Consider the following 13,543-nt stretch of genomic DNA (forward strand, 5'->3'; position numbering starts at 1 on the left):
GAGAGGCGGCATGGGTGCGGTTGCCGCCGGTTTCCCGCAGCGTGGCGAGGATCAGTTGGCGTTCGACAAAGGCAACTGGCAGACCGACGAACTGATCCACGACGGCTTGGTCAGCATCGAGCGCTCGCATGGTCTAAGTCCTTTCCAAGCCCCCGGCTCTGATGGACACCTTAGGATGGCGCCCGCCGTAGTTAAGAACCGGTTAATCGGCATTGTGCGCTAGTAAGGGCTGTTGGGACCGGTGAGCGTGATCGTGCCGGCGAGCACATTGACCGTGCCATTACCGCTGATGGCCGACGCAAATACGTATTTGATGGATGTCTGAGTGAAGTTGATCGTACCTGTGCTGGCTATGGGCTGGCGCCCGCCTGTTCCGCGCTTTCAGACTGTACGTGGGGCTCTGATGGTGACCAAGGCAGATCTCCCGGAGCGACTGCTCCAGCTTGCCTCACGCTCCGATGGGGCCACGTTTGCCCTGCTCTCCGAGGCTGCCCAAGCCCTCGCTCGGATGACCGCGCCAGCGGTGGAGCTGCCTAACCTGCCAGCCGGGCCCGATGCCGTGGAGCCCGCGAAGGCGCACAGCAACGACCTCGCGGACATGCTCGGTGACACCCAGGTCATGGCGATGGACGCGGTCGCCTCCCTGGAGCAGCGCGCTGAGTTGGCCGAGGCCGCCCTCGAAGCGATGCGCAAGGCTCACGATGCCATCGAGGGCCGCGCCGCCAGGATGGCGCAGGCGCTGGATGAGGTGAGGGCCGCGACGCTCGCCCATCTGCCKCCCACCAKCCTTTCGGCGACGGAAAGCCTTCGCCTCGTGGTTGCCGCCACAGACGGACCGGAGATCAACGCAGCCAGACGTTTCTTCCGGAGGGGCAAGGCATGATCCTGTCCTTGCTTGACCAGGCTGCCCATCGTGATCACGATGCGGCATTGCGCGACGGCGCCATGACACGCTTCGACGGCAGGAGCCGCAGCAGCGGATAGGTCGACTCTGATCCAAGGCTCCCCGGCGTTGGCCTCCCCAGGGTTGGCCGGGTGCAGAAGACCCCGTAGCGCCATGGCTCCCRAGCTGGTGGCTACGGGGTTTTTTCCCACGCTTATGTGCAATTAATTTCAGTAGAACCGGATAAACCAACCATGATGAAWGCCAGACCTCAGCGGGGCTGCTGAAACGCCGCGAMGGACGGCTCACTGRGATCGCSCTCTACCGCYCGATGGCATGGGAGCCTCGGATCGAACACATTTCACGGGGCATCCTCGGGTGGCGGGAGCAGGGCGACCTGGCGCAGGATCTCGACGGTGCCGAGCACCGCCCATGCCGGGTCGTTCAGAGCGTGGATCGTGAAGGCACGCCGGGCACAGTCAATGTCGCGCGAGTTACGCAGACATGCCGGCCAGAGWACTTCGATATCGACTTGCCGCTGGCGCTCCTGCCAGTGCTGCATGATGAAGCGCATTACACCCATACAAGGGCCTCCTTGTTAACGGGTTCAGCCRAACTTCCCTCGCGACGTCCTCAACGCCGGCTGCATCAACAGCCGCTACGATCAAGATCCTGCAGATGCTCACTGATCCGGGCATCCTGGGCCTTGCCGCCCTCGTCACCCGAGCCGCAGCCGGTAGGCGAGCTGGCGGCAGAGATTGGAGCGCTCCTTGTTTTGACATCCGCTTGAGCCCGACCGGACTGGCGCCGGCAGGCGGCACCATTTCACCTCACGACAGCTCGATAGAGCGCAATGGATCGCGAACTGCCCGACGATAGTCGGTCGGGCTCATGTGCCGATGCTTGACGAATATCCGGGCCAGTACCTGGTTCGACGAGTATCCGACCTCGTGGGCGATCTCTGTGACTGGAAGGTCCGTCATCTCAAGAAGTTCGCAGGCTTTCTCCATTCTCAGTCGCGTCAGATAGACCCGCGGCGGCACGCCGACGCTATGCTTGAACATGCGCGCGAAATGAAATGGCGAGAGCCGCGCCTCGGCTGCCAGTTCGTCGAGGCTGATGTCTTCCGAAAGCCGCGCCCGGATCAGCTCCAGAGACCGCCGTCGCGCCCACGGGGCAAGGCCGCCCTTTGCAGGCGTGAACGGTGCCCCACTCAACCGGCACAGTTCGGCCAGGATCTCGCAGCCTGCGGCCTGCGCCAATAGACGCGATGGCGCCCCCTCCTCTTCACTCAGAGCCCACAGGTTCCGGAGCGCTGATCGGATGGCCGGCGACTGGAATGACCCTCTGTAAAGTTGAGAGAATTCGAACGTGAAAAGGCGGTCGGCGGCTTCATCGAGCATTTTCTGCCAGTGCGCCAAAGGAAAGGACAGGGCGCGAATCTGATGGCTGGTGTCGACGATGGACGTAAGGGCGAAGTTGGGCGCAGCGAGATAGAGCGCGCCCTTTTCGCTTGTCACATCGACATACCCCCCACCCGTGTCGCCGCGAAGACGGCTGCCACCCAGAAGGTCCTGATACAGTACCAGATCCGGCATGGCTGGGCGGTGCATATCCCCCGCCGGTCGCGCCATTTCGAGGAGATCGAGGGTTCTGCCGGGGGATTTCCATGTACGCACATAGGACGCCTGTCGGCCCTCGCCGTACCATCGGGTGAAAGTGGAATAGGCAGGCACGGTCATTGCTGCGTCTCCTATGAAATGGCTACTTGCCGGTACCGGCGAGTGCGGCAAAGCTATGTGCTCATCCCGACCGTCGACTGGCTCAGCCTATGCGGTCCTTATCGGGACAGGCCGGTCCGATGGCTGGGTTCCAGCTCATACGGGTCCCCCTATCGGGTGACGAAGGCCGAACGGATGCAGCCCAGCAGAGCGTCCGGCTCGAGCGGCTTCGCCAGATAGCAATGGACCCCCGAACTCAAGGCGCGTGCGCGGCCTACATCGTCGGGATAGGCGGTGATAAGGATGGTTGGGATCGGTTTGCCCGCAGCGATGAGGTGACGGCAGAGCTCGAACCCCGTCATGCCGGGCATCCACATGTCTGCGATCAAAAGGTCCGTCCGCAGCAAACAACCGGATTTCAGAAATTCGGCGGCGCTTTGGAACGCTGCAGCGGTGAATCCCAATGCCCGGACGAGGCTCACAACGGCCTCACGGGCCGCCTCATCATCATCGACAATAGAAATCAGGTTGGCAGACATTTCCACATTTCCCTCAGCTTCGGCTGCTGTGAGGTGGCTGCTGCGCGGCTGCCCGTGGCCACGCAGGAGCCTCCTGCACCACGGAAGGAATGGGAAATTAGATTGATTGGTACAATTATACTGTGGTTTCGGCCGGCTAGAGCTTTGTGATATCGAGGGCCAACATGTCGGCCAACCGCACAAGATCGGGCAGCGACTTTGCGTGCATCTTGCGCATTACCTGAGCTCGGTGAACCTTGACCGTGATTTCGCTGAGCTGGAGTTCCGYGGCAATCTGCTTGTTCAGTTGACCGGCGGCAACCAGCACCATGATTTCTCGCTCGCGCGACGTTAGCGAGCCGAAGCGTTCCCTCAGATCCGCGAGAACTGCCGTCTTTGTTCGGCGATCCCGGTGGAGATCGATACCCCTGTGGACCGCGTCGAGGAAATCCTGATCACGGAACGGCTTAGTGAGAAACTCGATGGCCCCCGCTTTCATCGCAGTCACAGACATCGGGATGTCGCCATGGCCGGTGATGAAGACGATCGGAAGCTCAATATCCGAACGAGTCAACTCACGTTGGAATTCGAGCCCGCTTTGTCCCGGCAGTCTGACATCGAGCACCAGGCAGCCGGGCACATTGGGTCGCTCGCTGAGCAGAAACTCCTGTGCCGTCGCAAATGCCTGTACCGCATGACCGATGGAGCGAAGCAAGCTCTCGAGGGACTCGCGCATGGAGGGATCGTCGTCGATGACGAAGACGACGGATTGCTCGGAATTCATCGCGGTCGCCCCTTCTCGTTGTGTGGCAGGATGAACTGGAAGATGGCGCCATGCGGAACGTTATCCGTCGCCCATAGCCGTCCGCCGTGCGCCTCGACGATCGACCGGCAAAACATCAGGCCCATGCCCATCCCGTCGCCGTTGGTCGTAAAAAATGGCTCGAAGATCTGGTCCTTGTGTTCCGGATCCAGCCCGACTCCCGAATCTCCCAAGGACACCAGAACACTGTCAGGAGCGTGTTGTTCGGATCTGACACGGAGGACTCGTGGCCGGTCGGTCACGGAATTCATGGCCTCGACTGCGTTCGAGATCAGGTTCGACACGACCTGCTGGAGCTGGATCCGGTTGCCGGTTGTGAGCGGCAACTGCTCATCGAGCTCAGCTTCCATGGATACGCGGCCAAGCTGCGCCTCGCCCTGACTGCGCCTGAGGACATCACGTATGAGGTCGTTCAAGTTCAGCGGAACGCGTTCCTGCGCGCTTTTCTTGAACATCGTTTTGATGCCTTTAATCACATTACCGGCGCGATGGCCGTCGCTCACAATACGCTCCAGCGCCGCGCGCGTTTCTTCGAGAGAGGGACTCTCTCTTCCAAGCCATCGCAAGCCCGCATCGGCATTTGTAACCATACTTGCCACTGGCTGGTTGATCTCGTGCGCGATCAAGGCAGACAGAGCCTCCATCGTCATTAGTCGCTCCTCCCGCGCACGACGCTCCGCCGAAACCGAACGAGCGAGTCGAGCGTAGAGCGTTGTGGTCTGCGAAAGTAGGACGAGCAGGACCAGGCTTGCGGAGGCGAGTCCATAAAGTCGTCCTACCCACCAGCCAACGCTAAGGCGAATACCAGCGCTGAGATATGAGAGATGAATGATCTCGATGAGCAGTGTGCAAAGCACAATGATCAGCCAGAAATCGAGCATCGAGCGCTGACGGCGCCAGAGGACGATGAGACCAGTCAGGTAGAGAAACACTGCCGTAGCTGGAACGTACTGCCATAGCTCGGAGACATTCCGGGTGTCGCTCATAAACCGCGGCAGCGCGTCGTCACCCGTGACGATGAGCCAGGTGAAACCGCATGCGATTGTAACTACCCCGGCAATACTTCGAAAAATTGTCCCCCGTACCGGAGCGTGCGAATTTCGAACAGAAGGATCCAAATCCTTAAGCAGCGCATAGGCGAGCACGAAGAGCGGGAAGCCGACGCGACGCAGCGTGGCAATGGAAGCGGTGCTTTGCAGTCCCGGATCCGGGAGGCCGAGAGATGCGAACACGCCAGGGAAAGTGAGCGCCCATGGCACGGCCATCAGTCCGGAGAAGAGGTAACCAATCGAAAGGACGAGAACGGCGCGCGAACGCTGCAGCGAAAACAGCGCAAGCAGCAGGACTGCGGTGATCAATTCGTTGAGGAAAACTGCAGCGGCATAAGCCGGCAGAAGGATTTCGGTGTTCGCCAGCGAAACGCGCGCAACCGGTGTGGTGACCAATAGCGCGCCAGCCACTACCACCAGCATGTAAACCGCGACTCGTCGCTGTCTCCGGCTGGGCGGGCACGTCGTAATCAGGAACGGATGCTCGGCCCGTGTATCACGCACTAACGTCACATTATCCTCCCACCAGATCGTCGCGAGCCTTCTAGCTGAAGGCCCGGGTCGCGCGTACCCACTGTTCCTGGCCGCCTCGGGCGGCCGCTGAACTTCATTCAGTGGTGATTGGAGCGTCGGCCGCTTTGCTCCGATACTGTTTGCCAGAAGGCGGGGTTTACGATCTCCTCTTCAAGCTGCTTCAGCCGCGTGATCTCAGCCGGCAGCCGCCAGACCAGAGAATTGGCGGTGCAGAGACCAATCCGACCCCTTCAGCCAAGCCGCCCAACTGTCTCACCACCGGTTTAGTTCTTATTCCTCTTAGAGTTCAGCTGGCCATTGCATAAGACAAAGTTCGAAAGAAGCAAGATTGGCACCTTCACGGCAGCTTCAGCGCCGCGCTCTACAAAAACGTTCGCTAGATTTCCGCCACCACTGAGGCATCGGCGGAGGCGGAGCGCCTTTACGACGAGCCCACTTTCAACCTCAGCTAAGGAGGACATCATGGCTTTTCGTAACGGTCTTGCCTCGCTTCTTCGACCCGAAGACTCGGTGTTGGTTCTGATCGACCATCAGCCCTTCCAGCTCGCGAACCTGCACAGCCACGAGCCGCAGTTAGTCGTCAACAACACGACTGCTCTGGCCAAGGCGGCCAAGGTCTTCGGTGTTCCCACCATTCTCACCAGTGTGATCGCCGATCGCGGTGGATACATCTTCCCTCAGATCACCGATGTTTTTCCGGGACAGGAGGTGATCGACCGTACTTTCATCAACACCTGGGAAGATCAAAAGGCAGTTGATGCAGTCAAAGCGACGGGCCGGAAGCAACTAATTATAGCCGGCCTCTGGACCGAAATCTGCGTTGCGATGCCGGCAATTCAGGCTGCTGGAGAAGGCTGGGACGTGACGGTGATCACCGATGCATCCGGAGGTGTATCTGTGGAGGCGCACGAAGTAGCCCTCAAACGCATGGCCGCGGCCGGCGTCAACCTCATGACCTGGTTTGCGCTTGCAGGTGAATGGCAACGTGACTGGGCGCGGATGGACACCGCCCCTGGGTTGACCGAAATCCTGGTTCAGCACTCTGCCGGAAGCGGCATTGCGTATCTGTGGGAGCAGCAAATGCTCAACACGCCAGTGCCGGGCAAAGCAGGCTGATCTGGCCTGGGACGGCCAGCCTCTTGGAAGAGGCGCTGATCACAATGCGATCGTTTGCCTCTTCGTCGTCCTCATAACGCCGACGAGGTAGTCAAGCACACCCACTTTCCCATAGCGGAGATTTCTTATGTCCAACAAACTTGAACTGCTCACCCCGCAGAACAGCCAAGTGATTTTCATCGACCAGCAGCCACAGATGGCTTTCGGTGTGCAGTCTATAGACCGCCAAATTCTGAAGAACAATGTCGTGGCGCTGGCCAAATCGGCCAAAGCCTTCGGTGTTCCTGCAACTATAACGACGGTCGAGACGATCAGCTTCTCCGGTCACACCTATCCTGAGTTACTTGCGGTCTATCCAGACAACAAATTGCTGGAACGCACCTCGATGAACTCGTGGGACGACCAGAACGTGCGCAACGCGCTGGCCGAACATGCCGCGCAGGGTCGCAAGAAGATTGTGGTCTCGGGTCTTTGGACCGAGGTCTGCAACCTGAGCTTTGCGCTGTCGTGCCTCAAGGACACCGATTACGAGATCTACATGGTAGCTGACGCTTCGGGCGGGACCTCCGTCGAGGCTCATGGATACGCGATGGACAGGATGGTGCAGGTCGGCGTGGTGCCAGTGACCTGGCAGCAGGTTCTGCTGGAATGGCAGCGCGACTGGGCTCGCAAGGCGACTTATGACGCCACGCTTGCCATCGTGAAGGAGCATTCGGGCGCATACGGCATGGGTGTCGATTACGCCTACACCATGGTCCACAAGGGGCCCGAGCGTGTGGGCCACGGCAAGACCGTCGGCCCGAATCCGGCGGCCTGAGCCCCTCCTGCAGCAGCCTGGTCCGGCCAGGCCGCTGCCTCCCTTTCATTTTCACGGAGGCTGAATTGGCTGAGAAACCTGCCGTTCAAATTTCCTATCAGGATCAGGGCCACAAGCCGCTTTGTTGCTCGCATTGACCGATTGGAGGGCGAAGGCGAACTGACCATCTCGAAGGTCTCGGATGTGCTGGTCATTGCCGATCACACCCTCGTTCCCAACACGTTGCGCGGCACGGGCGCTGCCTCGAGCTTGGTTGAAGCCTTGATCACGGATGCTCGTGCCAAGGGTTATCGCATCATGCCGCTCTGCCCCTTCGTTCGTGCGCAGTCTCACAAACATCCGGAGTGGTCCGATGTCATTCAACCTTGAGCCGGGGAGCGCACTCTCGATCGCGATCCTGTTTCTCGCGCATTTGGGGCTCTGCGCGGCCTATATCCAGGGCGGGCTGGTGAAGCTGACCGATTTCCCCGGCGCCGTCGCCGAGATGGCTCACTTCCGGCTGGCCCCGCCCGTTCTGTTCGCGGTTCTGGTGATCGCGCTTGAGCTAGTCKCCTCAGCGATGGTGATGACGGGCTTCCTGCGCTGGCTCGGTGCGCTGGCGCTGGCCGGATTCACGCTACTGTCCACCCTGATCGCGCTGCGGTTCTGGGAGCGGCCTGCAGGCGAGGCGCGGCACGCGGACGCGAACGCCTTTTTCGAACATCTCGGTCTGGCCGGGGGATTCCTGCTTGCCGCCTGGCTGGATCTCGTTCGGGCCCCACCCCTCGTTCTGTGACGAATGCAATCACAGCGCCCGCAAGGAGAACAGCAATGTCCGGGAAAGACCTGATCATCGTCAATGCCAAGATCACGACGCTCGACCGCCAGAACCCTGCGGCCGAGGCCGTGGCGATCCGGGATGGCAAGTTCCTCGCCGTCGGCTCCGAGGCGGAGGCGCGCACCGCCGCGCCCGAGGCGACTGTGATCGACGCCAAGGGCCGCCGCCTGATCCCCGGCCTGATCGACAGCCACATTCATCTGATCCGCGGCGGGTTGAACTACAACATGGAACTTCGCTGGGACGGCGTGCCCTCGCTTTCCGAAGCGATGGCGATGCTGAAGCGCCAGGTGGACCGCACCCCCGCCCCGCAATGGGTGCGCGTGGTCGGCGGTTTCACCGAGTACCAGTTCGCCGAAAAGCGCCTGCCGACGCTTGACGAGTTGAACGCCATCGCCCCGGATACGCCGGTCTTCATTCTGCATCTTTACGACCGGGCGCTGCTGAACGCCGCAGCGCTGCGGGTGGTAGGCTACACCAAGAACACGCCGAACCCGCCGGGCGGCGAGATCGCGCGCGATGCCGCTGGAAACCCTACCGGCCTCCTGCTGGCTCAGCCCAATGCGACAATTCTCTATTCGACGCTGGCGAAAGGGCCAAAGCTCGATCCCGACTATCAGATCAATTCCACGCGGCATTTCATGCGCGAGTTGAACAGTCTCGGCGTCACCTCGGCCATCGACTCAGGCGGTGGGTTCCAGAACTATCCCGACGATTACGCCATCGTCGAGAAGATGCATGCGGAAGGCCAGCTGACCGTGCGGATCAGCTACAATCTCTTCACCCAGAAGCCGAAGGAGGAACTGTMCGATTTTGCCTCCTGGGCGAAGCAAGTCAGCCCCGGTCAGGGCGACGATACGTATCGTCATAACGGCGCGGGCGAAATGCTGGTCTATTCCGCCGCAGACTTTGAGGATTTTCGTGTCGAGCGCCCAGAGATGCCGGCCGACATGGAGACCGATCTGGAGCCAGTGATCCGCCTGCTTGCAGAGAACCGATGGCCTTGGCGTCTGCATGCCTCCTATGACGAGACGATCTCGCGCGCGCTCAACGTCTTCGAGAAGGTGAACCGGGACGTCCCCTTGCAAGGAATCAACTGGTTCTTCGACCACGCGGAGACGATCAGCGACCGTTCGATTGATCGGATCGCCGCGCTCGGCGGCGGGATTGCCGTTCAGCACCGGATGATGTTCCAGGGCGAGTATTTTATCGAACGTCACGGCGCCAAGGCTGCGGAGAATACCCCGCCGATCCGAAAGATGCTTGCAGCAGGCTTGCCCGTTGGCGCGGGCACCGATGCCACGCGGGTAGCCAGCTACAACCCCTGGGTTTCGCTGTCCTGGCTGGTGACCTCGCAGACGCTGGGCGGCACGCGGCTTTATCCGGCGGCCAACCGTCTGGACCGGGAGACCGCGCTGCGGCTTTGGACCGAGGCGAATACGTGGTTTTCCAGCGAGGTGGGCAAAAAAGGGCAGATCAAAATCGACCAGCTTGCTGATTTTGCCTTGCTGTCGGACGACTACTTCACGGTGCCTGAGGCCGAGATCGTGCACCTGCGCTCGGTTTTGACGGTACTGGGCGGCAAGGTCGTGCATGGTGAGGGCGACTACGGCCCACTCGCCCCCGCATTGCCCGCGCCAATGCCTGACTGGTCGCCGGTCGCGACGTTCGGTGGCTACTACAGAACGCCGGAGACACAGGCGAAGCTGGCGATGAGCTGCGGTTGTTCGCAAAGTTGCGGAGTGCATGGTCACGACCATGCAGCGGCACTTGGCGCGAATGTCCCCGCTGCGGACGTCCGCAGCTTCTGGGGCGCCTTTGGCTGTGGCTGCTGGGCGGTGTAGCGCCGTCAGCAACTTCTCGACCTCGCTGATGAGCGGCAAGGGCGCGCCTCACCCGCCTTCACAATATTCAAGCCGGTGCGGTCCCACGTTCCGCCGGAAAGGAGCCGAGATGTCTCTCCAAGATACAACGCTGCCCGCCAGAGGCCCGCTGAGTTTCCCGGTCTTCCGGGCACTGTGGATTGCCACAATCATCTCGAACATCGGCACCTGGATGCATGATGTAGGTGCTGGCTGGCTGATGACCTCGCTGTCGCCAAGCCCGTTTCTAGTGGCTCTGGTGCAGGCCGCCACAACGCTTCCGATGTTTCTGCTGGCGCTGCCCGCCGGGGCCATGGCCGACATCGTGGACCGGCGCAGAATGCTGCTGACCGCGCAGATCCTCGGCCTTGCTGCCGCAGCCGCTCTCGCCGTTCTGACCCTTCAGGGGCTGACCACTCCGTGGGTGCTGCTCGCGGCCACCTTTGTTCTCGGCGTGGCGGCGGCGCTGAGCGCGCCGGTGTTTCAGGCCATCGTCCCGGAACTGGTGGACAAGCCCACCCTGCCCGATGCAGTGGCGCTCAACAGCCTCGGCGTCAACATCTCGCGCGCCATCGGTCCGGCGCTTGGCGGAGTGATCGTGGCGATGGCTGGCGTTCCGGCGGTCTTCGCGCTCAACGCTTTGTCGGTGCTGGCGGTGTTGATCGTGCTTGTGACATGGAAACGCGCGCCCACCGCTCGCAGCCTGCCACCCGAACACTTCTTCGGCGCGCTGAGGGCCGGCTATCGCTATGCGCGGCATTCCCCGGCCATGCGGTTGGTCCTGGTCCGCACCCTGGGCTTCTTTTTGTTCGGCAGCGCGCTCTGGGCGATGCTGCCGCTGGTGGGGCGGCGTGAACTGGGGCTCGATGCGGCCGGCTATGGCGCGCTTTTGGGCTGCATGGGTGCTGGTGCCGTTGTCGGCGCACTGCTTCTGAAACGACTGCGCAAGACGGTGGAAGCCAACACGATTTCCATCTGGGCGACGCTGCTGTTTGCGGCTGCGACCCTGGCACTGGCGCTAGTGCCCAATGGCTGGCTCGCGGGGGCGGTGATGTTTGCCGCAGGCCTCGCTTGGATCGGCATGCTCACCTCGCTCAACGTCGCAGCGCAGATGGCCTCGCCCGGATGGGTCAAGGCCCGCGCGCTCGCTGTCTACCTGCTGGTGCTTCAGGGCGCGATGACGAGCGGCAGCATTCTCTGGGGAACGCTTGCGAGCCGCTCGAGCGTGACCGGCGCCCTGACGATTGCCGCTGCCGGCCTGGCACTAACGATCCTTCTGGCGTTGCGCTGGCGGCTGCCGATAGATGCGGCAACCGATCTCTCTCCATCGAACCACTGGGCCGAGCCTGTGGTCTCCATCCCGCTGGCCAACGACCGTGGCCCGGTGCTGATCGAGATCGAATACAGCATCACCCCGCAACGGCAGGCTGATTTTATCGCCGCACTGCACCGTTTTCGCTCAGTCCGGCAACGCGACGGCGCGATTCGTTGGGATGTTTGGGAGGACGTCGCCCAACCGGGCCGGGTCATCGAAAGCTTTGTTGTCGAAAGCTGGATCGAGCATCAGCGCCAGCACGCGCGTGTCACCCACACCGATGCGCTCGATCAGGACCTGCTGAACGCGTTCCATATCGGCGACCGGCCACCGATCGTTCGCCACCTGCTGCGGCCGCTGTGACCTGTTTGGTTGAAGGAGAAGCACCATGAGCTGGAATCCCACGCAGACCCCCGATTGCCCCGAAGCCAGCGGCCTCGACGCCATCGAGACCCTCATCATTCCCCGCACGCGTGATCTTGGCGGGTTCGAGGTTCGCCGCGCCTTGCCCGCGCCCAAGCGGCAGATGGTCGGGCCTTTCATCTTCTTCGACCAGATGGGCCCGGCAGAATTCCTGACCGGCGGTGGCATCGACGTGCGGCCGCATCCGCATATCGGCCTCGCGACCGTCACCTATCTTTACGAGGGCGCGTTCCATCACCGCGACAGCACCGGCGCCGACCAGATGGTCTACCCGGGCGAGGTGAACTGGATGATCGCCGGCAATGGCGTCACCCATTCCGAACGCACCAGCGAGGAAATGCGCCGCCGGCCCGGCACCGCTTTCGGGATCCAGACTTGGGTCGCGCTGCCGGACCACGCGGAAGACACCACGGCGAGTTTCGAGCATCACGGCCGCGAGGCGCTGCCCCTMCTCGAAGACGAGGGCAAACAGGTCCGCCTGATCCTGGGCTCGGCCTGGGGCGCACGCGCCCCGGTCAAGACCTTCACCGAGACTTTTTATGCCGATGCGGTTCTGGCTGCGGGCGCAAAGTTGCCATTGCCCGACGATCACGAGGATCGCGGCGTCTATGTCGTCGAGGGCAGTATTCTTGTCGCCGGGACCAGCTTCCCCGCAGGGCAGATGATGGTGTTCCGCCCTGGCGACCGGATCAGCCTTACTGCCGGCGAAACCGGCGCGCGGCTCATGGTGCTGGGCGGCGAGACGATGAACGGACCACGCTACATTTCGTGGAATTTCGTCGCATCGTCGCAAGAGAAGATCGACGCAGCAAAAGAGGCCTGGCGCAAGGGCGACTGGGAGCATGGCCGCTTCCGACTACCTCCCGGCGATGAGGCAGAGTTCATTCCGCTGCCCGAACAGCTGAGGTGATCACGGCACAGGTTCAGCTGCCTCTCGGTGATGCCCCTGCCACCCATCGCGTGACGCCAAGGGGGCCGGGCTTTCAAACAATTTTCTTCATCACACCCATCCGCAACCATGAAAAGCGAACGAAAAATGAATAAACGCCAAGCAATTTTTCCAGCAAACAGGCACGCTCTTTACGAAGAGCATGGCTATTCCGCAGCGATCCGATCGGGCGATCTACTCTTTGTTTCGGGGCAAGTCGGCAGCCGTGGCGATGGATCACCCGAACCCGATTTCGAACGTCAGGTCCAGCTGGCCTTCGACAACCTCAAGGCCACACTCGACGCCGCAGGCTGCACGTTCGACGATGTCGTTGACGTCACGACATTTCACACGGAGCCGGAAAACCAGTTCGCAGCTGTCATGGCAGTCAGGCAAAGGAACTTCACCCAAACGCCTTACGCGAACTGGACAGCCATTGGGGTGAATTGGCTGGCCGGTTTCGCTTTCGAGATCAAGGTCATCGCGCGCATACCAGAGAGAAAGTAAATCCGAAGGCTTTAATTCATCCGGCGACCGTCAAGACAAATTTCTCCTGCGATCTGTCTAGAAAATCATCGCCTAGAAATTGTTACTTGGCGGATCGCGCAAGTTTCTGACGCGACCGCGATGTTGCTTCTCGCACCTTGACCTATTTCAGGGCCAGAAGGGCGACATACCGCCTTCCTCGCTACCATTTTGAAAGCAGCTGCTTTGGACCCGAATGCGGCGTTCCATAG

The 13,543-nt window shown here is 61.3% G+C and carries 15 protein-coding genes; 9 read left to right on the forward strand and 6 right to left on the reverse strand.

The window, feature by feature from the left end:
* Window positions 1-130, reverse strand: a 130-nt coding sequence (locus AC1DJT_RS11665; RefSeq protein ID WP_476834116.1) for a helix-turn-helix domain-containing protein, incomplete at its 3' end; no start/stop codon positions are given.
* A 195-nt stretch (window positions 131-325) separates the two neighbouring features.
* Here AC1DJT_RS11665 and AC1DJT_RS11670 point away from each other — a divergent pair.
* Window positions 326-883 carry a hypothetical protein gene (locus AC1DJT_RS11670; protein WP_476834104.1) on the forward strand — a complete coding sequence of 186 codons (558 nt, stop codon included), beginning with the start codon at window positions 326-328 and terminating at the stop codon, window positions 881-883.
* A 361-nt stretch (window positions 884-1,244) separates the two neighbouring features.
* Here AC1DJT_RS11670 and AC1DJT_RS11675 read toward each other — a convergent pair whose 3' ends face one another.
* From AC1DJT_RS11675 to AC1DJT_RS11695, 5 genes are all read right to left on the reverse strand, one after another.
* Entirely contained in the window at window positions 1,245-1,466 is a 222-nt protein-coding gene (locus tag AC1DJT_RS11675; RefSeq protein ID WP_476768889.1) for a hypothetical protein, read from the reverse strand.
* 247 nt (window positions 1,467-1,713) lie between these two features.
* A complete protein-coding gene (locus tag AC1DJT_RS11680; RefSeq protein WP_476770687.1) occupies window positions 1,714-2,625 on the reverse strand; it encodes a helix-turn-helix domain-containing protein in 912 nt (303 codons plus the stop codon).
* Window positions 2,626-2,774: 149 nt separating this feature from the next.
* Window positions 2,775-3,143: a response regulator transcription factor gene (locus AC1DJT_RS11685; protein ID WP_476770686.1), complete on the reverse strand. Its 369-nt coding sequence runs from the start codon at window positions 3,141-3,143 to the stop codon at window positions 2,775-2,777.
* Between the two features lie 136 nt (window positions 3,144-3,279).
* On the reverse strand, window positions 3,280-3,906 hold the full coding sequence (locus AC1DJT_RS11690) for a response regulator transcription factor (RefSeq protein WP_476834105.1): 627 nt from the start codon (window positions 3,904-3,906) through the stop codon (window positions 3,280-3,282).
* Window positions 3,903-5,417, reverse strand: coding sequence for an MASE4 domain-containing protein (locus AC1DJT_RS11695; RefSeq protein ID WP_476770684.1), 1,515 nt, complete (start codon window positions 5,415-5,417; stop codon window positions 3,903-3,905). The genes AC1DJT_RS11690 and AC1DJT_RS11695 overlap by 4 nt, the downstream gene beginning before the upstream one ends.
* A 573-nt stretch (window positions 5,418-5,990) precedes the next feature.
* Between AC1DJT_RS11695 and AC1DJT_RS11700 the strand changes: the two genes are divergently transcribed.
* The 8 genes from AC1DJT_RS11700 to AC1DJT_RS11735 all read left to right on the forward strand — a co-directional run bounded on the left by AC1DJT_RS11700 (window position 5,991) and on the right by AC1DJT_RS11735 (window position 13,313).
* The gene (locus tag AC1DJT_RS11700) at window positions 5,991-6,644 is read left to right on the forward strand and encodes a hydrolase (RefSeq protein ID WP_476770683.1); all 654 of its coding nucleotides are present in this window, start codon (window positions 5,991-5,993) and stop codon (window positions 6,642-6,644) included.
* 127 nt (window positions 6,645-6,771) lie between these two features.
* Entirely contained in the window at window positions 6,772-7,461 is a 690-nt protein-coding gene (locus tag AC1DJT_RS11705; protein ID WP_476770682.1) for a hydrolase, read from the forward strand.
* A 141-nt stretch (window positions 7,462-7,602) separates the two neighbouring features.
* The gene (locus AC1DJT_RS11710) at window positions 7,603-7,830 is read left to right on the forward strand and encodes a GNAT family N-acetyltransferase (protein ID WP_476770681.1); all 228 of its coding nucleotides are present in this window, start codon (window positions 7,603-7,605) and stop codon (window positions 7,828-7,830) included.
* The gene (locus AC1DJT_RS11715) at window positions 7,814-8,236 is read left to right on the forward strand and encodes a DoxX family protein (protein ID WP_476834106.1); all 423 of its coding nucleotides are present in this window, start codon (window positions 7,814-7,816) and stop codon (window positions 8,234-8,236) included. Before AC1DJT_RS11710 ends, AC1DJT_RS11715 begins: the two co-directional genes overlap by 17 nt.
* 35 nt (window positions 8,237-8,271) lie before the next feature.
* On the forward strand, window positions 8,272-10,122 hold the full coding sequence (locus tag AC1DJT_RS11720) for an amidohydrolase (RefSeq protein ID WP_476834117.1): 1,851 nt from the start codon (window positions 8,272-8,274) through the stop codon (window positions 10,120-10,122).
* A gap of 109 nt (window positions 10,123-10,231) precedes the next feature.
* Window positions 10,232-11,818, forward strand: coding sequence for an MFS transporter (locus tag AC1DJT_RS11725; RefSeq protein WP_476834107.1), 1,587 nt, complete (start codon window positions 10,232-10,234; stop codon window positions 11,816-11,818).
* A gap of 25 nt (window positions 11,819-11,843) precedes the next feature.
* Complete coding sequence (locus tag AC1DJT_RS11730) at window positions 11,844-12,788, forward strand: pirin family protein (RefSeq protein WP_476834108.1); 945 nt, start codon at window positions 11,844-11,846, stop codon at window positions 12,786-12,788.
* 126 nt (window positions 12,789-12,914) lie between these two features.
* On the forward strand, window positions 12,915-13,313 hold the full coding sequence (locus tag AC1DJT_RS11735; protein ID WP_476770494.1) for a RidA family protein: 399 nt from the start codon (window positions 12,915-12,917) through the stop codon (window positions 13,311-13,313).
* Window positions 13,314-13,543 lie beyond the last annotated feature (230 nt).

Source organism: Allobosea sp. 05T422_2 (assembly GCF_056396265.1).